Origin of the sequence: Massilia aurea (genome assembly GCF_014200505.1) — a bacterium.
In the GTDB taxonomy this organism is placed as follows: Bacteria; Pseudomonadota; Gammaproteobacteria; order Burkholderiales; family Burkholderiaceae_D; genus Telluria; species Telluria aurea_B.
This window is the reverse complement of the sequence record NZ_JACHBX010000001.1, coordinates 150,187-171,236: the sequence shown is the minus strand read 5'-3', so window position 1 is coordinate 171,236 and position 21,050 is coordinate 150,187. Positions and strand designations below refer to the sequence as shown.

Genomic DNA, 21,050 nt, shown 5'->3' with positions numbered 1-21,050 from the left:
ACCAGTGGCGCACGCGCATCCCAAATACCGTTAGGCAGCGGGAAATCGTCGCGCGGGCAAAAGTAAGGCCGAGGGAAGCCCCTATTCCGACTTAGATAACGCAGACCAGTTCTACGTGGTGGTTTCCAAATGAAGGCAGCGTTGCTCGCAATTATCTTGGTTTCTGGTGCCGTGCAAGCAGCGGTAATCGACTGTCCTGCGAAGAATTTTGGAGCGCGACTCATCGGGGCCGGCATATTTGAAGGTAATGGGAAACAGTACGAATCGATGGGTGAGCCGAAAATGGTGCACGGCGGCCACGATGTCAGATTCGGCTTCAATGGTGGAGAGGTGAGATGGATAGCCTGCTGGTACGAGCCCACCGCCGCTCGCTGGTATCGCGTGAGTCCTTCCGCGAAACATTGCATACTCAAGCAGCGAACACTGGAGTCGCGCCGAGTGACAGCATCCGTCCAGTGCAAATGATTTTGCGCCCCTACTTCGGCTAGGCCCAAGAAAGGTGGGTCGGGTCTGACATTCAGACACGTGCTCTGCATTCACCTCGCAATCCCTGCTGCACGTATCGAATCTCTTCGCTCAGCTAAACTCCCTAGTCTTCGATGCTCTTTAAGCCTGAGCTCGTGTCCGAATGTCAGACCCGACCCCGGCTTTAGTTTTGAGTCAGCGACTAGCAATCATCACCTGCTCCACCCCATTCCACACGAGCTGCGTATTCAAATCGCGCGACGCCGACAGCTTGCCATTAACATACAAATTAGTCCGCAGCGCATAGCGTCCCTGCGATGCATCCTTCGGCAGCGTGATTTCAAACGAGTTTTCAAAACGCCCGCCCGAGTTGTTGGTCAGCGCCTTCGAGCCGGATTTGAACTGCTTGCCATCCTGATCGAACACCACCAGCTCTTCACGCACTTGCATGACCGGTGTCGTTGCCCCGTTCACCAGTTCAACGGTCGAGTTGACCACTACCGGCTTGCCACGCTGAACCGTGCTGGCGTTCAGGCGCGGCTGGTACGACACCACTTGCGGCTCGGCAGGGAGGCGGCCGCGGGTGCGGATGAAGTCGTTGTCGACCTGGGCGGCGGTGCGGGTCTGGCGTGATTGCGAGTTGATCGCAACGCAGCCGAGTGCGGCCACGATGCCACCGGCAGCGGCGCCGCGTGCTGCGCCGCGTTTGCCGTCTATGAGTGCGCCCAGCAGTGCGCCGGCTGCGGCGCCCATCAGTGCCGATGAGCCTACGGCGCACGGGTCCTGCTCGGCCGCCACGCCGCCTTGCGGGTACTGCGTTTGCGACATGCCGCTCTGGCCCGTCGTGGCGCAGCCGGATACCAGGCTCGTCAGCAACGTGAGCACAACGATCTTTTTCATTGGCGTTTTCATGGTTTTCCCTGATGAGACTGCATTATCTGATGGTGGTTTCTTCTTGCAGCATCTGGCGTTCGCGATCGCGGATCTGCTGCATCATGCTGTCGAGCTGCGGATTGTTCGGGTCGGCCCGACGTGCGCTTTCTACATAGGTTTTGGCGGCATCAAATTTTCGCTGCAACAGCGCCTGCTCGGCATCGCGCAGGAACATCGTCGCCATCGACGTGCGCTGCGCGGCGCCCGCGTCTTGGGTAACAGACGCAGTCGGCGCACTCGGTGCACGCTGCGCAGTCGGCTCCTGGCTTGGCGCTCGCTGAACCGGTGCAGCGCCCGGCATGAAGACCTCGGCAGGCGGCGCCGGTTGGGCCGCAGCCGCAGCGGCGGCATCCAGCGCGTCGACCTCCCATTTCAGCTGGTTCAGGCTGGGCTCATCGCGGTTCAGGCCCGTCAGTTTGGCCAGTGCGGCCCTGGCTTGCGCCTGATCACGGGCATCGAGCGCACTGCGCACGTCAGCCAGCGCTCCCTTGATGGCTTCCTGGGTCGCCTCCAGCCGGGTGCGCAAGGCTTCGGCCTCCGGCTTGTTTGAACACGCTGCCGTCAATTCGTTCAGTCCTGCGCGCGCGCGACCGGGCCGGCTGTCCTGCAGCAAGCCGTCGATTGAACGGAAGTTGCGCTGGCAGGCGTTGTCGGTCTTTTCCGCTGCTGCAATCGCACGTTGCAAGGTATTGACCTTGGCGCGCTCCTTGTCGCCGCATTCGGCGCTGGCTCGCAGCGCCTGGGTGCGCGCGGCGGCAAGGTCACCCGACGTAACCGCCTGGGTGCCCAGGTCGAAGGCCGATTCACAGGCGTTTTCCTCGATCACCGGCTTGTCATTGGAACCCACGTTGTAGAGCACGACCAGCAGCAGCGCGATCCCGCCAGCGATCCACTTGCCCTTCCCGCCTTTGCGCGTTGCAGGCGGTATCGGTGCGCGATCGGCTGCAGGCCGGGAGTGCGTTGCGGGCGCAGATGGCGGCACAGCAGCAGCCGGCGGCACGCTTGCCGTCGGCGCGGCAGCAGATTGCGGCGTTACGACAGGCGCGGCTGGAGCGGGAGGCACAGGCACACTCGGCGGCGCGGGTACTGCAGCAACCGGAGCAGCGACAGGAGCAGCAACCTGCCCCACCTTGCGCACCGCCCCATCCACCCCTTCACCACAGAATGGACAGAACGCCACCTCACCCTGCAGCGTCGCACTGCAGCCAGAACACTGTTTCAAAGTCTCATCCTCACAGCATCGGTGGCAACGGCGGCGGCGATGCCGGCGCCCCGAACAGCATGGTCAATTCCGGCAACTGCCCCAGCTCACCCCAGGCCGCAAGACCAGCACGCCACACCTTCGTGCCGGCAACCACGACCTGTCCCGCCTGCACCATCTGCACGATCTGCTGCGCTGTATAAGGCCCGAACTGCTGCCCGCCAATGCCCAGATGATATTGATGCTCGACGAGCGGTGGCGGCATCCCCAGTGGAGGCGGCGTCGCGCCCAATGGCGGCGGCATGCCAGGCATGCCCTGCGCACCCGCCGGGAACGTGGCAACAGGCGCAGTAGCCTGCGGCGCCAGCAACGCGTCTAACTTACCGGCATTGAACGCATCCGGCTTGATCACGTATTTCAGGCGCAGATGCCCATCCTCGCCCGGCTCGCGCACTTCCCAGTCATACGCGTCTTCATCCGAATCCGGCACGACGCTCGCCCACTCTGTCAGCACTTCGAGCAATTGCTCGTCGGCGCGGTCGATGTCGCGCTGGCTCATCCCCTTGCGGCGGGCCTTCTCGGCCAGCTCGCGCTTGGCTTCGCCGGCAATCGCGCTGGCAAAGCCCTTGCGGTCATCCTGGGCGCCGGTCGCGTCTTCCACCAGTTTCGGTGTGTAGACGGCCGTCTCGTAGTAGCTCGCCAGTGCCGCCAGCGCGACAGTCTGGCTCGCGTCAAGTTCGGCCAAGCGCTCCTGCACGCGCTCGACAATGGCGTCGCGGTAGGTGGCTGGCAAGCCGTTCTGGCGAATCGCCCGTTCGTTGCCAATGCGGCGCACGTCGCCGCGCGCGACGGCAAACTGGTACTGGCCGCGCGGGATCACGCGCTGGGTCGAGCGCGTCAGGATGCCCAGCATGATCGCCTGCAGGTACTGCTTGAAGTCTTCGGCCAGGCGGTTGATCTCGTCGGTCGTCGGCGCCATCGGGTGACTGAACTGGGTCGAGTCGATGTGTGTGTGGGTCGGGTTCTTTTCGGCTTCCTTGCGGTAGCTGGTGCGCCACCCTTCCATGCCGCGCAGCACCGTCATCGGGATGCCGGACAGTTCGCAGTAGCAGACGGCGCGGCCTGGCACACCGGTCTCGACGATGGACAATTGCGCCGCCGTGATATTGGCCTGGGTCGGCACGCAGGTATTGAGTTCGGCGCCGAACAGGCGTTTGAAACGGTCGGCATTGGCCACGCCCACGAAGCACTTGAACTGGTCGGCCTTGACCGTGAAGTCGCCCGACAGGTTGGCGTCGATCCACGGCATGGCGCAGGCCAGCAGTTTGCGGAAGCGGTCCATCCGTTCAGCCGGATTCATCTGTTCCAGCGCCTCGATCAACGGGTCGTGGTCGGCGGTTTCAGCATCGCCCGTACCGGCCAGCGTCAACTGCCGCTCAGCCATGCGTTTGACTTTGTTGATGATCTCGCTGCGCTGGGCGGCGTCGCCCAGCATCGGGAACAGCACCTTCGAGCCGCCCAGATCCTTGAACGCTTCATCGGCCCATTCGCGCAGTTGCAGCGCGTTCGGCATCGGCACGTTGCGCTCGGCCACCGGCACCGTGATCAGGGTGGCGTGGTCCTTGTTCAGGTCTTGCTGGATGATGGCGTTGGCGTGCTGCAGTTGGCCCAGCATGGTCAGCACGGCTTCGCGGCCGGCTTGCAATTCGCCGACCAGGCCATTCCAGATGGCGCGGCCCTGCGCGTCGACGCCGTTCTTCTTGCCCAGCCAGGCGGACAGGTCGGCCATCAGGATCGCCGCTTCGTCGGCCGCCTTGGCGCGCAGGTGGAACTTGAGCGCGTTGGCGATTTCGGTGCGCAAGTGGTCCAGCACCGTGACTGCCTGCTTTTCGTTATTGCTGCTGAAGAAGCCGCCCTTGGTTTGTTCGAGGTTGGCCAGCAGGCGTTCGTATTCGCGGGTGCGCACCGCTTCCTTGATTTCGCGGTAACGCTCGCTGTTGAGCTTCAGTGCGCTGATCAGGCCAGTACCCGGTGCTTCGAGCCGGTCCTTGATCTGCTCGACCAGCGACAGCACGTATTCGAGGCCGCCGAAATCCTTGTTGTCGAGGTAGGCGTAGAGCTGGTCACGGATCGCGTGCTTGATGCGCTCGAGCACTTCGCGCCGGCGTTTGACCACGCGGTCTTCGGTCGTATCGGCGGTGGAATCCTGATCGCGCACCGAGTCGCGCTCGAGCTGCTGCACGGTCTCTCGCACCTGCGTCGGCCACTCGGCGCGATCGAACCCGGTACGGATGCTGTCGATGCGTGCATTGACGCGCTGCTCGACGCCGGCCAGCAGCAGGCCGTGCTTGTCCTGCAGCAGGTCATCGACGAGGGCGTAATCGAGGAATTCGCCGCTCGAGCGTTTCAGCTCGACGTTGCGGTCGGAGAAGGTCGGGAAGTCGCTGAACGGCGCGGCGCGCAGCGCCATCTGGGCCGCCATGAATTCGTCGCGCTGCTTGTCGGTGGCGCGGTTCACGCCGGTGTCGACGCCGCCCACGCCAAAGAAGGCCTTGAGCATGGCGCCAGCCCAGCGGTGCGCGCGCTCTTCGCGCCGCGCTTCCTGGCGCGTGTCGAGCACGGCCTGGCCGAACGACGAGAAGCGCTTCGAGTACGACAGGCGCATGTCGGCAAAACGGTTCTTCGGCACCAGCGCATCGTGCAGGAAGTTCTTGTGCTGCGCCTGATTCACGGCCACCGAGCGCTTGCGGCGCGCGAAGTCGCCTGACGCAAAATCTTCGAACAGCGTGTCGGCCACCATGTGGTAGACATCCTTGACGTCGTTCGTGTGCTGCTGGGCCAGGTTGCCCGAGTCGATCAGATAGACTTCGCTGTACGGTTCGCGCGGCAATTCCGGCTGGTCGTAGGCATCCCAGCGGCCCACGTAGCCCTTGTTGCCGAGCATGGCCGATTCGAGTTCCATCAGCGCGGCGTAGCCGTTCGCTTCGGTGCGCTCCTTGTTGGCGCCCGCATAACCGGTCGGCAAGAACAGCATCAGTTCGACGTCGGCATTGCCCACTTCGGACTTGGCCAGCCAGCGCGCCAGCAGACCCATGTCGAGGAAGGCGCCGGAACCGGTACCGCCGGCCACCGAGCCCACGATAACGATGCGGAACTTTTCGGTTTCCATGCGCAAGCCAAGGCGCGCCAGTTGCTGCTCGTGCGACAGGCCGGCCTTGAGCGTCTTGAGCTTCAGGCGGATCTTGTCGCGGATCTTGGTGTACTTGTCGAACAGGTACAGGCGCGAGACGGCGCGGATCTGGCCGGCGCCCTTCGATGGATCGATGCCCAGTTCGCGGATTTTCTTCGGCGTCAGCGACAGCCATTCCTTGATGTGCGGGTATTTCTCGAGCGCGTCGTCGTCACGGCTGTACTTGTCCATGTCGAACGCTTCGACGATTTTCTCTTCGTCGGTGAACTTGACCTGGTCAAATTGCAGGTCTTCGGCCTGGGCGCGGCCGCTGTCGATGACAGCGCCCGTGTCGAGGTCGAACTGGATGAACTGCGCGACCGGAAATTCGGCCAGGCTGTCGACGCGGGTGCGCGCGCCGTTGCCGCCCCACAGGGTGTTGAGGATGCGGCGGCGTACGCGCATCAGCACTTCCATACCGGTGCCACCAATGCCGATGAACAGCGTCGGCCGCAGGTCGATGCTCTGCTCCTGCTTGCGTTCGCCGGTACCGGCGCCGATCGTTTGGTTCAGATTATCTGCCATGTCGCGTGTTCCTGGTCTGGGTACTTATTTGCGGGAAGACAGCAGCATCAGCACCAGCGCAATCAGGCCGATCAGCGTCAGCGGTCCGATGATCAGCGGCGCCATGAACTTCGGTGCATTGATTGCCGCCAGCACGACGCCGGTCGACAGGCTGGCCAAAAAGATGAACAGCCACCAGCCGGCCGCATTCGCGTTGCCCGGTTGAATACGTTTTGCCACCAGCGTGTTGGCGTAGGCATTTTTGGCAAAGAAGAACGCAATGAACAGCACCAGCAGGACGCCGCCGCCGATCAGCGCATCGCGCGACGACGTGTCGACGTCGGTGGTCACCGGAAGCGACTCGACCGTCTCGGGCGTTCCCGTTGCCGGGGTCGCCGGGGTCGCCGCCGCGGCTGGCGCCTGCTGGCCTTCGACCGGTGCCGGCAGGGTAAAGCCTGCGTTATCTTTTGCTTGCTGCGTCATGCCACGTTCTCCTGAATGGGATAAAGACTACTTGAATGGATTACGACGCGATCGTCAACGTCTGGCCCGGCTCGACCTGCACGACGGTCGGGCGGCCGAGCCCGCGCCGGATTTCGCCGACCGCAGCGCCATCGTCGGCCTTGATCGCCAGCGACTTGAACGGCTTGAGCAGCACGTTGCGGCGCACGCCGTTGACCATGACTGGATAGCGCGTGGTTTTCATGGCCAGAAACGCGAGCGCCGCCAGCGCCAGCAGCAACGCCAGCACGCCGCCGACGATCACGAGCACGGGCGTCAATGGATATTGCACGCGCACGATCAGCGGCACCTGCGCCGTGGACGATTTCACGCTGTCGGGCGGCACGAACATGTCCGACAGCGGATCGCCCGGGAACAATTCCTGCATCTCGGTCTTGAACGATGCCGGCAAGGCGAGCCGCTGATTGCTCAGGCCCAGGCTCACCGACATCGGCATGATCACTTGCTTGCCCATGGCCGCAATGGCCTGGCTCGACCAGGCCGACGGCACTTCTTCGAGCGGCAGCTTGAAGCTCACCTCGATCGACTGGCTGGCGCCCGGCGCGAGATTGCTCACGGCTGCCGGTGCCACCGTCAACGGCGTCGTGCCGGCGCGCGTGCGCAGCTGGCCATCGACCGTCGCCTGGGCAATCAGGTAGGGATAGAACAGGTTCTGCAGGGATGCTTTCAAGCGGATGTGCGGGACCAGCTTGTCGGCGTCCACATCGAGCACGACGGTGCGCTTGTCAGTGCCCATCGAGGCCGTCATGTTCGGGGTATTCAATACCGCCTGCGGCACGATGCGCACGCCGTCCTGGTCCACCGGTTTCAAGCGCGCGGGCGGTTTCGTCAGGATTTTGGCGAGCCGGCCTTCGGCCACCATGCGACCCAGCTCGTCGCCGGCTTCCTTGCCGTAAGCCAGCCCGTAGACCATCAGACCTTTTGCAGCAAAGAACTTGCCCTGCACCGGCATGCGCAGCGGGAACACGACGGTGCGCGTAATGGATGGCTCCAGGTGCAGCAGCCGGTAGAACTCCAGGTTGCGCGCCGCCGTGGCGGGATCGTTGCCGGGGCTGTTCTTGTTGTTAGTAAAAATCCAGATGATGCCGGGGCGCGACTTGAACGTCTCACCGATCGTCTTGGTCACCGCTTCGCGAAAATCCGTGTCGGCCAGTGCGCTGGCGCTCTTGCGCGCAGGCGCGAGCGGCGCCAGCCAGCCAGCCACCTGGGCGGCGCCATCGCCCTGCCCCAGCAATTGCGGTGAGACATTGCTGCCGCTGGACTGGCTGAACGCGAGCACCATGACCTTGTCGCCCGGGCGCGCGGCGGCATTGGCGACGGCGGCGATCAGCGGTTTGAACTGCGATTGCGGATCGGCGTAGAACGGCTCCATCCAGCCGGAGTTCTGCACCAGAAATGCTTGCTGAATGGCCTGCGCCGGCACCGCACACAGCCCCAGGACGACGCTCGCGAGCGCCGCACACCACGCGCGCGGCATCATTGCTGGACGTCCCAGCCGAGGATGCGCTGCATGCCGGGGTGGTAGGCCCACAAGTAACCGTTGTGCAGGAAGAGGCGCAGTTCCCATGGTTTGCTGACCGCGATGGTGTGGAATACGATGTCGTTGTTCTCATCATCGTAGACCAGTTGGGCGCGCATGCGTTCAGCCGAATTGAGCAAGGTGCCCAGGCCCGCCGTGCTGTCGATGCGCAGGGCCAGCACGGCACTGCGCTCGCCCAGCTCCAGCAGCGGCACGACGACCGTGTTGGCCGCCCCATCGTCGCCGTGTTCTGGCTCGACCCATGGATCGGTTTTCAGCTTGGTGGCGAAGCGGTAATTGATGGTGCCCGAGCCGATGCGTGGATTGAGCGCGGCGACCTGTTCGTGCTCGTTGACGCCAAGGCGCACGTACACATAGCTGTCGAGGCGGCTGTCAAAGCACAACTGCCACAGAGAACCCGAGCGCGTTATGTGCGCGCTGCCGAATTCGAAATGCGGCGTGATGCCTTCCGGCCAGGCCAGGAACGTGGCCGCCACACTGCCGTCAGTCATTTTCTGCAAGCGCAACTGCCCTTCCGCGCAGGGCCACACCGCGAGCCGGCCATAGGCGCACGGCGCCCCCATCTCGCCCAAAGTCCAGCTGCCATCGACGCGCAGTGGCGGACCGGCCACGCCATGGGCGTCGGCAAACACGAACTGGACCACGCCGTTTTCATGACGAATCGGCGCCCAGACCTGGTGATCGAAGGCCACCGGCGCGCCCACGACCGGGGCGTTGCCGACGTAATCGATACGGAACTGCAGCGCCGCGAAATCGGGCACCAGCATCGCCAGGCCATGTTCGGTGGGAATATACAGGCGGCTGTTGAATGCAGCGGCCATCTCGGCGCGCCAGGCGTGAACAGGCAAATTCGATTCGGACAGCAGGCGTGCACCAATGCCGAGCAGCGGCTGCCACTTTTGCGACGCCGGCAGCCAGCCGAACAATGTGCCCTTGCCCGTATCGAGCGCGAGCAGGACGGCGCCGACGGTGCCGAACGTGCCCGAGAAGAATTCGTACTCGCCGGGCGGAGGCAGCGGCAATTCCATGTCGGCCATGCTGTCGGCGTCATGCCGGCGCAGGCGATCGACCGGCACGCTGTGGCGCGTGCGCTTCAGGCCGACAGCTTCGGGCATCCCGGCGTCCGTGATGGCCGATGCGCCGCTTGGCGCGATCCAGCTGGCGCCGCTCGGGGGATTGGGCGCCAGTTGCGCGCCGTCGATGGGCGAGAAATTGAAATCGGGGGGATACAGCGTTGACGCACCGTGCGCACGGCGCATGTTCATGATGGCGGCAATATCTGCGGAACCCAATGAGGGGGCGATGGCATTACCCATCACCGTGCGATTGAGGCGAATCTCGCCATCGTTGGCTGCCACCGTCCAGCTGCCGGAAGCGAGTTCCCAATCAGCCGTTTTCTTATGATCCATCTTGTATTCCGAATTTCTCAAACACGATTACCCTTCGACTGTTTTCAATAAGCTTAACCGGAAATAAGCACTTATCAAAAACATAAAGGGAGCAACAGTATCTTACCTTTTTTTTGTCCAAGTGGAAACTCAGCGTGTACCTTTCCCGCTCAGCGCACAACACCCTGCGACTCCTGTGAATTGCGTGCAATTTCCGATGAAATCAGGCACAAATTGAGCACCGGAAAATTCAGGTAAACTGCGGCCATCCCGCTGTTGGCCGCCATGAGCGTAACCCGAGAACTTGAAACCCGGTCGCCGCTTTGGTGCGCGCTATTTTCAACACAAATTAATGCATACATTTACCGATTCTCCAAGCCGTGACGATATCGCTGCGGCACTTGCCAGCGGCAGCATTACGTTTATCGATTGCATGCTGGACGATGCCGATCTGTCGCGGCTCGATCTGCGTGGCAGCAGTTTCATCAATTGCAGCATTGCCGAAACCTCGTTCTACGCCGCCAAACTGGCGCAGACCACGTGGCAGCGCTGCCGCGGCCGCCAAGCCGATTTCGAGGCGGCCGACCTGACCGATGCGCAGTTCCAGAGCTGCGACCTGAACAACAGCAGCTGGCGCCGCGCGCGCCTGGCTTCCCTCACCTTCAAGGGCTGCAAGCTGACCGGTGCAAATTTCGAGGAAGCGGCGCACCTGGGTTTGACCTTCGAAGAATGCCTGCTGATCGGCGCCGACCTGCGCCGCATGTCGTTTCGCAAATCGACGTTGAAGGTGCTCGATTTTTCGGATGCCGACCTGGCCGCCTGCGACTTTCGCGACACCGTGTTCGAAGGCGGGAGCCTGCGCAACGCCAGCCTGAAACAGGCGCGCTTCGACAATGCCGACCTGCGCGAAGCGGATCTGTCGGGCTTGACGCTGGCCGACGTCAAGCTGTTCCAGGGCGCCTGGATCACGCCGCGTCAGGCAGCCGAACTGATCAGCGAGCTGGGACTGCGCGTCGCCTGAGCTGCCCGGCAGTTGTAACAGGGCGGCGACAATTCGGGCGCAGCGGCGGCGCTGTGCGACAATTCGTCGGTTTTCTACAAGTAATCAGCGTCCCTGCAGCTGACGACCCTGGGCGTTCGTAGCGGCTCGCCATCCCACGATGCCAGACACCAGTGCCGTTCCCGAAATCTCCCGCCTGACCGCTGAAAAGCGCCCCGCCGTGCGCAATGCCGTGCTGTTCGTTGTGGCTTTGTGCCTGTTGTTACTGGCGATCCAGATCTCAGATAGCTGGCGCGCGCGCCAGGAGCGTCTGGCCGAAGTGGCCGTGGCCACGGCCAATATGTCGCATGCGCTCGCGGCGCAGGGCGAGAGCGCTGTGCGCGTCGTCGATACGGTGCTCGCCGGCGTGGTTGAACGCGTGGAAACCGATGGGGCCGACCGCGGCGCTGAACGTGCCCGGTTGCAGCTGCATCTGAAGAATATGGCCGCGCAGGTCGAGGAGTTGCATGCGCTGTTCGTGTTCGGCGCCGACGGCCGCTGGCTGATGACGTCGCAAGACCGTACGCTGGCCTACAACAATACCGACCGCGAATACTTTCAATATCACCTGAAACACCGGGATCGCGGCGTGCACGTCGGCAAACCGGTGCGCAGCCGGTCGACCGGCGACTGGGTGCTGCCCGTGTCGCGCCGGCTGGATCATCCCGATGGCAGCTTTGCCGGTGTGGCGCTCGGCACCATCCGCATCGCGTATTTTTCGACGCTGTACGAAAGCTTCGACGTCGGCCGCGCCGGCGTGGTCATGCTCACGCTCGACGATGGCACGATGGTCTACCGCCTGCCGCACAGCGAGTCGCTGATCGGCACGGATGTCAGCAACGGCCCGATCCAGCAGATGTACCTGAGCCAGGGGCCGGTCGGCTCCGGCATGCGGCGCTCGAAGATCGACGGCATCGAGCGGCTCTACAGTTACCGCCACCTCGACACCTATCCGTTGATTGTCGCGACCGCGCAATCAAAGGAGGAAATCCTCGCGAAATGGCTGCAGTCGATGCTGACACAGGCCACGATCACGTTTGTCGCGATCTTGCTGCTGCTGGGCTTTGGCTGGCGGCTGGTGCGCCAGATCATGATTCGCGACCACCTGCAGAACGAACTGGTGGGCGCGCGCGAGCAACTGCAGGAACATAACCGGGCATTGACCGTGCTGGCCGATCACGATGGCCTGACCGGCATCGCCAACCGGCGCCGTTTCGAAGCGGCGATGACCCTGGAAAATGCACGTGCGGCGCGTAGCGGACTGCCGCTGTCGATTGTGCTGATCGACGTCGACTACTTCAAGCGCTTCAATGATACCTACGGCCACGTGGCGGGCGACGCCTGCCTGCGCCAGGTTGCAGCGGCGCTGCGGGACAGCCTGGTGCGCCCGGCCGATCTGGCGGCGCGCTATGGTGGTGAGGAATTCGTGGCATTGCTGCCGGATACCGATCCGGCCGGTGCCAGAATGGTTGCAGAACGCATCCGCTGCGCGGTGATGGCACTGCAGATCGCGCATGCTGGCAATGACGCCGGCATCGTGACGATCAGTGCCGGCGTGTACACATCGACGGTGGCCAGCACGACCGGAGAAGGCGTGGCCATTGCCGCCAGTAGCCTGGTGGAACGTGCCGACGCCCTGCTCTACCAGGCCAAGCTGTCAGGCCGTAACCAGGTCTGCGGCGGCGACGGCACAGCCGCTTGAATCTTGCGGTGTGCTGCCGCTGCCTGCTTCATTAGTAGCGGTTCGGATTGTTCGGGCGGTTGTCGTGGCGGTTCGGGACGCCGTCGCGATCGCGGTCGCCGCGTGGACCGTTGTCACGGCCGCGCACTTCCTGACGCCAGCCGCCACGGTCGAGGTGCCAGCCATTGCGGTCCTGACGCCATTCTGCGCGCTGATAGGCGTAACCCGGGCGGACCTTTTCCCAATGGCCGCCCACCCAATCGTGGCGACGACCGTTCCAGTTCCAGTAACCCGGCACCCAGTCGAAACCACGGCGCGCGTTCGGCACGGCTTCGCGGCGCAGCGCTGGCGGCGCTTTCTTGATGATGATGACGTCGGCGCGCTGATGATGCGGCTGGGCTTGTACCGGTGCGAAAGCCGAGGTGCCGATCAGGAGCGCGGCAGCAGCAGCGGTGGCGGTAGAGAGGAAAGTTTTCATGGTGTGCTCCGTTTCGGTTGCTGTTTGTATGACTTCAATATACCGGGCGCATCCGTTAAAAAGCGGAATTGAACCAAGTGATTACAGCAGTAACATATGGCAACAATCTTGTAACAACCAAGATTGTTTAGTGCGGAGCGGAAATGACGCGGGAGGCGGTGCTGCGGAGGGATACAACGACGCAGCCGGCACATGGCGCCGGCTGCGTGAAAGAGAGCGTACAGGGAACGTGGATCAGTCCAGCTTGAAGGCGTAGTCGATCTTGGTCCAGGTCTGTGCTGGTGCGCCGTCCTTGGTGCCCGGCTTGAACTTGCACGAGGTCAGGCCCTTGACCAGCGCGCGGTCCAGGTTCTTGAAGCCGCTCGACTTGTCGATCTTCGATTCGGTCACGGTGCCGTCCGCGGTGACCAGGAACGACGCAGTGGTCGTGCCCTGCTCTTCATTCATCAGCGACGCCTTCGGGTACTCGATGCTGCATTTCTTTGGATCGAACTGGGCCGAGGTCTCAGCGGCGAAGCTCGCGCCGGCAGCGGCGGTCAGGGTCAGTGCAACGAACAGTTTGGCGGACAGGTTTTTCATGGTTTCCCCACTTAAGGTTTTTGAATTGAACGGCAATGGTCTTGGTGTGCGCCGCACGGCGGGCCGGCGCTGGTCGACTACTTAAAAAATCAGAACTCTTCCCACTCGTCGGCGCTGGCGGTGGCGCTGACGGCGGCTTTATTCGGCTTCGGCGCTGCAACTGCCTCGTCCGCTTTTTTCGGTGCACCCGATGCTGCAGCCGGCTTTTTCAGTGCCGGTGGCGCCGGGCGCTTGACGACCGGACGCGCCACCACCGCAGTGGTGGTCACGGCCGGCGCTGCTGCCGGGGCCTTGGCCTGAGCCTGGACTGGAACGTGGTGCTCTTCGCCCTCTTCCAGCTTGAAGATGCTGACCACGCGGGCCAGCTCGCCTGCCTGGTCCTGCAGACTCTGTGCGGCTGCGGCGGCTTGTTCCACCAGCGCAGCGTTTTGTTGCGTCATGCTGTCCATCTCGATGATCGACGTGTTGACCTGGGCGATGCCCGCGCTCTGCTCGGCGCTGGCGTTGGCGATTTCACTCATGATGTCGGTCACGCGCTTGACGCTCGAGACCACTTCGTCCATCGTCACGCCGGCCTGGCCGACCAGCTTGCTGCCGCGCTCGACCTTCTCGACCGAGTCGCCGATCAGCGTCTTGATTTCTTTTGCTGCCGCAGCCGAACGCTGCGCCAGATTGCGCACTTCGGATGCCACGACCGCAAAGCCACGGCCCTGTTCACCGGCACGTGCCGCTTCGACTGCCGCGTTCAGCGCCAGGATGTTGGTCTGGAACGCGATACCGTCGATGACGCCGATGATGTCCGAAATCTTGTTGGCCGACGTATTGATCTCGCCCATCGTGCCGACCACTTGCGAGACCACATCGCCGCCCTTGCGGGCCACGTCCGACGCAGTTGCCGCCAGCGCATTGGCTTCGCGGGCACTGTCGGCATTCTGTTTCACGGTCGCGGTCAGCTCTTCCATCGCCGAGGCGGTCTTTTCCAGCGAGCTTGCCTGCAGTTCGGTACGCGAAGACAGATCGATATTGCCGGCGGCGATTTCACGCGAGGCGGTGCCGATGGTTTCCGTACCGCGACGCACTTGCTCGACGATACCGACCAGGCTGTTGCGCATTTCTTTCATCTCGACCAGCAGGCTGCCGCGGTCCGACGCCTTCGTGTCGATGGCGATCGACAGGTCGCCATGGGCGATGCTGCCGGCGATCTTCGCCGTGTAGGCTGGCTCGCCGCCGAGCTGCTTGAGCAGGCTGCGGGTGATTGCCACGGCAGCGACGATCCCCATGACAACCGCCAGGACCAGCAGGATCAGCATGAAGTTACGGGCATTGGCGAATGCCGTTTCGGCATCGGCCTTGCTCTGGGCATTCTGTTTGTCTTCCAGGGCCGACAGCGCGTTCAGGGCGTCGGTCCACTTGCGCTGCACCGGACGCACTTCACGGATCATCACGCGGGTGGCGTCCATTGCATTTGCGGCCAGATACAGTTCGGTTGCACGGGCGATGGCCGGCATCGCGGTCGCTTCGTGCTCCTTGATCTGGTTCAGCAGCGTCTTTTCCTGGCCGTTGGCATAGGTTGCAAACAACGCAGCCAGCTTGGCCTGGGCCGCACCGTACTTGGCGGTTTGTTCCTTGAATTTGACGATTTCCGGTTCCATGTCGGCCGGGTCGGTCATCAGGGTCAGCACGCGCAGCGAAGCGAGGCGATCGCTGACGTTGTTGCGCATCTCGACCACGAGCCCGGTCGATACATTGCTGACGCTCACCACGTGATCAAGGCGATCCTGGATCTGCGCCATGCGCAGGATGCCGACCACCGCGACTGCGACCAGCAGTACCAGAACCAGTGCGAAACCGAGGGCCAGACGGGTGCCGACCTTCATGTTGTTCAAATTCATTCGTGTTTTCCCTGTAACTTATTGATCGAAACTCGTCCGGTAGAGATCGCGTCCCGCGATACGCCGTACGATGCGCAAGTGAAATCTATGTTTCTTATAGTTTTCAGCTATTTCCTAAAGGATAAATCAAGATTTCTCCAACCTGAGAGAAAATCTCTTTCTCGAATGAATTGTTTCACCGCAACAACAGAGTTGATGGTGTTCAAGAAATGGAACAGGGAAACATTATGTAACTGAGGTTGCCCTTCGGCAAGCAAATTTGAAGTCTCAAGATAGTTTCGGTACGGAAATGTCTCGCTTTGTCGACAGACGAAAAAAAAGCGTGCCGAGGCACGCTTTTTGTCAGCGGTGTGTGCTTATGCGGTTGCTGGCATCCGGGCAGCTGCGGCCAGCAACAGGCGTGCATCGCCCAGCGCCAGCTGCTTCGAGTCCGACAGCGTCTGGCGGAAGGCGCGTGCGCCCGGCAAACCCTGCATCAGGCCCAGCATGTGGCGCGTGATGCTGTTCAGTTTCAAGCCCAGCGGACCGTAATGGCGCAGCTGCGCTTCGATGTATGGGATCATCGCCTCGAGCACGTCGATCCTTGTGCGCGGTGCGCCGGGGGCATTGTAGAAACGGGCGTCCCAGTCCGCCATCGTCCACGGGTTGTGGTAAGCCTCGCGCCCGAGCATGACGCCGTCGACGTGCTGCAGGTGCAGCGCGATCTCGTCGTCGCTCTTGATGCCGCCGTTGATGATAATTTCCAGATCCGGAAACTCGCGCTTGAGTTCATAGGCCACGGCGTAGCGCAGTGGCGGGATCTCGCGATTTTCCTTCGGCGACAGGCCTTTCAGGATCGCATTGCGGGCGTGGACGATGAACGTTTTGCAACCGGCATCGGCGACCGTGCCGATGAAGTCGCGCACGAAGCCGTATTCTTCATTGTGATCGATGCCGATGCGGTGCTTGACGGTGACGTCGATCGAGACGGCGTCTCGCATCGCCTTGACGCAGTCGGCCACCAGTTGCGGCTCGTTCATCAGGCAGGCGCCAAACGAGCCCTTCTGCACGCGCTCGGAGGGACAGCCGCAGTTCAGGTTGATCTCGTCGTAGCTCCACTGCTCGCCAAGCTTCGCGCTCTTGGCCAGATCGCCCGGGTCGCTGCCGCCCAGTTGCAGCGCGATGGGATGCTCGATGTCGTCGAAGCGCAAATGACGCTCGGCGTCGCCATAGACCAGCGCGCCGGTGTTGACCATCTCGGTGTAGAGCCAGGTGTGGCGGGTGATCTGCCGATGGAAGACGCGGCAGTGGCGGTCGGTCCAATCCATCATGGGTGCAACGGACAGGCGGCGAGATGGCGGGACGATGGCCGTGGCAGCCGGAATGGTCGAAGAAGTGCTCATGCTGGAGGGTGTGGTCGCCTGAGAGCAGGCGATGAATACTGTCGAAAACGCGCCATCATAAGCCAAAGCTGTTTGCGGTGCATGCATGCTGCTGATCGGTTGTGGCAAACGAGTTGCTACTAGCGTGACACACTTCGCCGAGGTCATGCTGCTCGCCAAGGGGCTGGCCCTCCTCGGCCCAAGTTAGGCGATCTGTCACTTCGGCTTACAGGAGCTGCATCTGCATTACAATGAGAGCGCCGGAGATCTCCAGCGCTCTCCAAGGAGAAGATGCTTTGTTGACCAGATGGAACCCAGATTTACTTGACGATGTGTTGGCACCTGGAATTTCCAGGTTCACCGAAGCGAATATTCCAGATCTCTCCTCAGAATTCGATCAGTCAACGTACTGGATGTCCAACCATTTCTTGAGCAGCGCTACTGGGGTACGCTATTCAGGACGAGGACGAATTCATTTAGTTACGGCGATCCTGAGGGCTCAGCTTGGGTTCGCGGCATACCACGAAGCCAGACAGGCTTCGTGCGAATATTTACTTGGCAACAACCCATTGAACCCCCGCGTCAGGAAATACTTCGCCCTTGTTGGAGAATGGGAGACTTGCGTGCATAACATTCACCTATTTATTGATGCCTTCAATCTCTTCGCCAAACCAGAGAAGGCATATACAACTGGCGATGGGAGCGAAGAGGAAAGATTTTGCTTACTGTCGAATGACGTAAAGCATCTTGGCCGGGCTGCCAAAGAAGAACATTGCATTCCGATGTGGCTTACAAACGATGGACTAGTATCGCTAACCTCGAATGTTTCTTACTTAGAGATTGCTAAGCTGGTTCGCACAATGGCCCGCTTCGCCGATCTTCTGCAGCACCCCGCAGGTGCAGTCGGTTACAAGCCAGATACTGACCCGACGCTAGGTGAGCAAGGCATAGGTGGAATCGGCATACCCCCATGATGCATGAGGGTGAGTCTATGGGGAAAAGCACGATTTTGAAGAAACTATGCTGAAAGTTACGCCCCACAAAGCGTACTCTCCGTGTGGCCAATTTCACGACCTAGCTCGATCTAGTATTTAAGAAAAAAAATTTTCGAGTACTGTTAAATTGGTTGAACCCGCGCCATGAGTGGGTCTCATCCGATGACCTCGAACTCGGTTATTACAGCATCTGCGGATATAGGAAGCATTACCTCGATGGCGACGAGCGGCATGGCTTCTATTGAGAGATGACACAACCTGGCGACAAGAGCGCTCATGTCCCTTGAATGCGCAACCCACAGTAACGCGCCTTCACCGAGCAAACACGCTCGGCCTGGAGAAAGCGCGTGAGGCGGGCACTTCCTGGCCGCCGATGTTGTTCCACATGAGCAGGGCGTTGCAGGCACCGACTATGTCGCGCGCCAGCCCACCCCCCCTACATCATCAACTGCAGGAACGCCCCACTAAAATCCACCGCCTTCTCCAGCACCAGATCGGCGCAATAAGCGCCGTCGAACTTGATCTGTTGCTGGACGATGGCTGACATCGCGCCATCACCGGCGTGGCTGGACGCCGATATCACACAGTCCCATTGCTCTTCAGCTTTTTTCACTGTAGTGATCGCAAGGGAACGATCACTGATTTCAAAGGTTATAAGTTTCATCACATGTTCGCAGAATATGAGAGGAACTATACCCTAGAGCAACAGAATACACGCGATTCAGTTACCGCAAAACAACGCTTGAAACAAATTTTGTTCCGAATCTTTTGACTCGCACCAGCGCCGTCAAAAAGCACGGGACCTGCTCGCATTCCCATGCAGGCAGGTCCCGGACGACATCGCAGTATGACTTAGAAGTCGACCTGCGCCGACAGAAGTACCGTGCGCGGCGCCGCTGCCGTGCCGACGGTCGCCAGCGTGCTGCTCGACAGCCAGTAGCGCTTGTTGCCGGCATTCTCGACGCTGGCACGCAGTACGACCGGCTTGCCCATCAGCTCGGTACGATAACGCGCGCCGAGGTCGAAACGCGTCCACGACGAGATATACACGGTATTGGTGACATTCTGCGCAAGCTCGGCCGTGTGGATCGCGCGGGCGTTGAGGCTCAAGCCGCTAATCCATGGCAAGTCCCAGTCGACGCCGGCGTTGAATGCGTTCTTCGGCACGCCCGTGGCTTTCTTGCCTTCATTGATGCCGCCGGCGGTGCGCTGCTGCTTGGCGTTGTAGAACGTGGCGCTCGTCATCAGGCGCAGGCCCGGTGCGGCTTCGCCGACTGCCGACAGTTCCAGGCCCCGGTTGCGCTGCGTGCCGTCCAGGCTGTAGACCGTCGTCAGCGGGTCGGTGATGGCGTTTGGACGGTCGATCTGGAACACGGCGGCGCCGAGCAGTACGCGGCCGGTATCGACTTTCGTGCCCACTTCGTATTGCTTGGACTTGAACGGGGCGAACACTTCACCGGCGTTCGCGGCCGTGGCCGGGGCGGTGCTGCCGCGGCTCAAGCCCGACGTGAAGTTGGCATACAGCGACACGTTTTCCATCGGCATGACGACCAGCCCAGCCAGCGGCGAGACGGCGCTTTCGCTGTACGACGTTGTCACCGCGCCGCTTGGCGCCAGGTTGTCGAGCGATACCTTTTGCTTGCGCAAGCCGCCGGTGAACAGGACGCGACCGTCCAGGAATGTCAGTGTGTCGGTCAGCGAGAAGCTCGACAGCTCGGTTTCCGACGTCTTGGTCGGCGCCAGGCGCTCGCCCATCATCGGCATGATCGCGACCGGGTTGTAGATGTTCGACAGCTGCGACGAGCTTGGCGCGGCCGACAGGTAGAAGCTGCCCGCTTCGCTATCCAGGCGCGAGACCGAGGCGGTGATGAAATGCTTGATGCCGGCCGTATCCAGGCTCAGGCGGGCGCCGACTTCGCCGGTCTTGCTGCGCCCATAGGCGTCGTACCAGGCGTTGGTCAGGCGGAAGTTGCCGGCGGCGTCGACCGCGTTCAGTGCGCGCGCCGTCGGGAAGTCCTGCTCGCTGGCGCCGTAATGGTAGCCGGCCGTCGCATAGACCATCAATTCTTTCGACACGTCGTATTCGAGGCGCGAGGCGATCGTCGCATCGCGGAACTCGAGGTCGGCGCCGCGGTACACGGCGCGGTGGCCCGACGGTGGCGCCGGGATCGACGCGATGTCGGGCCGGAAGCTGTTCTGCGCGCGGAAGTTGTCGGTCTTTTCTTGCTGGCCGTAGCTGTCCAGGGTCCAGCGCAGTTTCGGCGAGCGGTAATCGAGCGCGATCGCGGCCAGGCCGACCTCCTGCTCGCCGTCGTCGATATTGGTGTCGCCGCCGCGGATCACGCCATTGACGCGCACGCCCCAGGCGCCGTTGTCGCCAAAGCGGCGGCCGACGTCGACGTGGGTGCCAAACAGCGCCTGGCTTTCATAGGTGGCCGTCACGCGCGTCAGTGGCTGGTCGCCGGCGCGCTTGGTGACGATGTTGATGTTGCCGCCGACGCTGCCGTTCGGGCTGATGCCATACATCAGCGTGCCCGGACCCTTGAGCACTTCGACGCGCTCCATGATGGCGGCCGGCATGCGGTTCGACGACGACAGGCCGTACAGGCCGTTCAGGCCGACGTCGCCGCTGGTGACATTGAAGCCGCGGATCTGGAAGTCTTCGCTGAAACCGCCGGTCGACGTCATCACACGCACCGACGCTTCATTGACGACGACATCGGCCAGCGTGCGCACCTGCTGGTCTTCGAGGATCTGCGACGTATAGTTGGTTGTAGAGAACGGCGTCTTCATGATGTCCGCCTCGCCCAGGACGCCCAGGCCGCCGCTGCGCCCGATCTGGCCGCCCGCATAGGCAGGATCGGCTTGCACCTTGGCGCCGGTGATGACGACCTGCTCGACCGCGGCTGGCCCCATGTCCTGGGCACTGGCTGCCAGCGGCAGCAACAGGATCGGTGCCGACGCAACGGCGCCGCCCAATGCGCTCCTGACAAGGCGCGCAAGCAGCGAGTGTTTATGGGGGGCTGTGGCGAACGACGACGAGTGGTGCTGTGGATTCATGTTGGCAGGGAAAGACTTGGAAAAACCGCATTCTATCAGTAATGAGAATCGTTATCATCATCATTCTCATCTGACTCAGAACCATCGCCAAAAAGAAATTTCAAAATAAATTTAATGCCGTGCGGCAATTTGTCGCCCTGTACTCATGAGAGCGAACGAAGCGCTCGAAATTACCGAATTCTC

The 21,050-nt window shown here is 61.9% G+C and carries 16 protein-coding genes; 3 read left to right on the top strand and 13 right to left on the bottom strand.

Annotated elements, in window-relative coordinates; all coding sequences use genetic code 11:
• Positions 1-660 precede the first annotated feature (660 nt).
• The 7 genes from HD842_RS00700 to HD842_RS00670 all read right to left on the bottom strand — a co-directional run bounded on the left by HD842_RS00700 (position 661) and on the right by HD842_RS00670 (position 10,144).
• Entirely contained in the window at positions 661-1,365 is a 705-nt protein-coding gene (locus HD842_RS00700; RefSeq protein ID WP_183549621.1) for a hypothetical protein, read from the bottom strand.
• 34 nt (positions 1,366-1,399) lie between these two features.
• Entirely contained in the window at positions 1,400-2,461 is a 1,062-nt protein-coding gene (locus HD842_RS00695; RefSeq protein WP_183549618.1) for a hypothetical protein, read from the bottom strand.
• 169 nt (positions 2,462-2,630) lie between these two features.
• The gene (locus HD842_RS00690; RefSeq protein WP_183549615.1) at positions 2,631-6,353 is read right to left on the bottom strand and encodes a tubulin-like doman-containing protein; all 3,723 of its coding nucleotides are present in this window, start codon (positions 6,351-6,353) and stop codon (positions 2,631-2,633) included.
• A gap of 24 nt (positions 6,354-6,377) precedes the next feature.
• The gene (locus HD842_RS00685) at positions 6,378-6,815 is read right to left on the bottom strand and encodes a hypothetical protein (protein WP_183549612.1); all 438 of its coding nucleotides are present in this window, start codon (positions 6,813-6,815) and stop codon (positions 6,378-6,380) included.
• Positions 6,816-6,855: 40 nt separating this feature from the next.
• The gene (locus HD842_RS00680) at positions 6,856-8,334 is read right to left on the bottom strand and encodes a hypothetical protein (RefSeq protein WP_229424536.1); all 1,479 of its coding nucleotides are present in this window, start codon (positions 8,332-8,334) and stop codon (positions 6,856-6,858) included.
• Positions 8,331-9,803: a hypothetical protein gene (locus HD842_RS00675; RefSeq protein WP_183549610.1), complete on the bottom strand. Its 1,473-nt coding sequence runs from the start codon at positions 9,801-9,803 to the stop codon at positions 8,331-8,333. Before HD842_RS00675 ends, HD842_RS00680 begins: the two co-directional genes overlap by 4 nt.
• A gap of 149 nt (positions 9,804-9,952) precedes the next feature.
• Positions 9,953-10,144 (bottom strand): hypothetical protein, encoded by a 192-nt coding sequence (locus HD842_RS00670; RefSeq protein WP_183549608.1) that lies wholly within the window; start codon positions 10,142-10,144, stop codon positions 9,953-9,955.
• Here HD842_RS00670 and HD842_RS00665 point away from each other — a divergent pair.
• Both HD842_RS00665 and HD842_RS00660 read left to right on the top strand, forming a co-directional pair.
• A complete protein-coding gene (locus tag HD842_RS00665) occupies positions 10,135-10,803 on the top strand; it encodes a pentapeptide repeat-containing protein (protein WP_183549605.1) in 669 nt (222 codons plus the stop codon). The genes HD842_RS00670 and HD842_RS00665 overlap by 10 nt on opposite strands.
• Positions 10,804-10,942: 139 nt before the next feature.
• Positions 10,943-12,523, top strand: a complete 1,581-nt coding sequence (locus tag HD842_RS00660) for a sensor domain-containing diguanylate cyclase (RefSeq protein WP_183549602.1) — start codon at positions 10,943-10,945, stop codon at positions 12,521-12,523.
• A gap of 31 nt (positions 12,524-12,554) precedes the next feature.
• Here HD842_RS00660 and HD842_RS00655 read toward each other — a convergent pair whose 3' ends face one another.
• The 4 genes from HD842_RS00655 to dusA all read right to left on the bottom strand — a co-directional run bounded on the left by HD842_RS00655 (position 12,555) and on the right by dusA (position 16,833).
• On the bottom strand, positions 12,555-12,980 hold the full coding sequence (locus HD842_RS00655; RefSeq protein ID WP_183549600.1) for a YXWGXW repeat-containing protein: 426 nt from the start codon (positions 12,978-12,980) through the stop codon (positions 12,555-12,557).
• A 234-nt stretch (positions 12,981-13,214) separates the two neighbouring features.
• Entirely contained in the window at positions 13,215-13,559 is a 345-nt protein-coding gene (locus HD842_RS00650) for an energy transducer TonB (RefSeq protein ID WP_183549598.1), read from the bottom strand.
• 89 nt (positions 13,560-13,648) lie between these two features.
• Complete coding sequence (locus HD842_RS00645; protein ID WP_229424535.1) at positions 13,649-15,451, bottom strand: methyl-accepting chemotaxis protein; 1,803 nt, start codon at positions 15,449-15,451, stop codon at positions 13,649-13,651.
• A gap of 356 nt (positions 15,452-15,807) precedes the next feature.
• On the bottom strand, positions 15,808-16,833 hold the full coding sequence (gene dusA, locus HD842_RS00640; RefSeq protein WP_183549596.1) for a tRNA dihydrouridine(20/20a) synthase DusA: 1,026 nt from the start codon (positions 16,831-16,833) through the stop codon (positions 15,808-15,810).
• A gap of 230 nt (positions 16,834-17,063) precedes the next feature.
• Here dusA and HD842_RS00635 point away from each other — a divergent pair, with 230 nt between their 5' ends.
• Entirely contained in the window at positions 17,064-17,786 is a 723-nt protein-coding gene (locus HD842_RS00635) for a hypothetical protein (protein WP_183549594.1), read from the top strand.
• Positions 17,787-18,243: 457 nt separating this feature from the next.
• Here the strand turns inward: HD842_RS00635 and HD842_RS00630 are convergent, their stop codons facing one another.
• Together HD842_RS00630 and HD842_RS00625 are read right to left on the bottom strand one after the other, a co-directional pair.
• A complete protein-coding gene (locus HD842_RS00630; RefSeq protein WP_183549592.1) occupies positions 18,244-18,471 on the bottom strand; it encodes a hypothetical protein in 228 nt (75 codons plus the stop codon).
• A 188-nt stretch (positions 18,472-18,659) separates the two neighbouring features.
• Complete coding sequence (locus HD842_RS00625) at positions 18,660-20,867, bottom strand: TonB-dependent receptor (protein WP_183549590.1); 2,208 nt, start codon at positions 20,865-20,867, stop codon at positions 18,660-18,662.
• Between the last annotated feature and the right edge of the window lie 183 nt (positions 20,868-21,050).

What these genes read in the sequence shown, in the direction of transcription:
- HD842_RS00700 (WP_183549621.1), bottom strand. Translation starts at nt 1,365, where the DNA reads ATGAAAAAGATCGTTGTGCTCACGTTGCTGACGAGCCTGGTATCCGGC.
- HD842_RS00690 (WP_183549615.1), bottom strand. Translation starts at nt 6,353, where the DNA reads ATGGCAGATAATCTGAACCAAACGATCGGCGCCGGTACCGGCGAACGC.
- HD842_RS00685 (WP_183549612.1), bottom strand. Translation starts at nt 6,815, where the DNA reads ATGACGCAGCAAGCAAAAGATAACGCAGGCTTTACCCTGCCGGCACCG.
- HD842_RS00680 (WP_229424536.1), bottom strand. Translation starts at nt 8,334, where the DNA reads ATGATGCCGCGCGCGTGGTGTGCGGCGCTCGCGAGCGTCGTCCTGGGG.
- HD842_RS00675 (WP_183549610.1), bottom strand. Translation starts at nt 9,803, where the DNA reads ATGGATCATAAGAAAACGGCTGATTGGGAACTCGCTTCCGGCAGCTGG.
- HD842_RS00665 (WP_183549605.1), top strand. Translation starts at nt 10,135, where the DNA reads ATGCATACATTTACCGATTCTCCAAGCCGTGACGATATCGCTGCGGCA.
- HD842_RS00670 (WP_183549608.1), bottom strand. Translation starts at nt 10,144, where the DNA reads ATGTATGCATTAATTTGTGTTGAAAATAGCGCGCACCAAAGCGGCGAC.
- HD842_RS00660 (WP_183549602.1), top strand. Translation starts at nt 10,943, where the DNA reads ATGCCAGACACCAGTGCCGTTCCCGAAATCTCCCGCCTGACCGCTGAA.
- HD842_RS00655 (WP_183549600.1), bottom strand. Translation starts at nt 12,980, where the DNA reads ATGAAAACTTTCCTCTCTACCGCCACCGCTGCTGCTGCCGCGCTCCTG.
- HD842_RS00650 (WP_183549598.1), bottom strand. Translation starts at nt 13,559, where the DNA reads ATGAAAAACCTGTCCGCCAAACTGTTCGTTGCACTGACCCTGACCGCC.
- HD842_RS00645 (WP_229424535.1), bottom strand. Translation starts at nt 15,451, where the DNA reads ATGAATTTGAACAACATGAAGGTCGGCACCCGTCTGGCCCTCGGTTTC.
- dusA (WP_183549596.1), bottom strand. Translation starts at nt 16,833, where the DNA reads ATGAGCACTTCTTCGACCATTCCGGCTGCCACGGCCATCGTCCCGCCA.
- HD842_RS00635 (WP_183549594.1), top strand. Translation starts at nt 17,064, where the DNA reads ATGAGAGCGCCGGAGATCTCCAGCGCTCTCCAAGGAGAAGATGCTTTG.
- HD842_RS00630 (WP_183549592.1), bottom strand. Translation starts at nt 18,471, where the DNA reads ATGAAACTTATAACCTTTGAAATCAGTGATCGTTCCCTTGCGATCACT.
- HD842_RS00625 (WP_183549590.1), bottom strand. Translation starts at nt 20,867, where the DNA reads ATGAATCCACAGCACCACTCGTCGTCGTTCGCCACAGCCCCCCATAAA.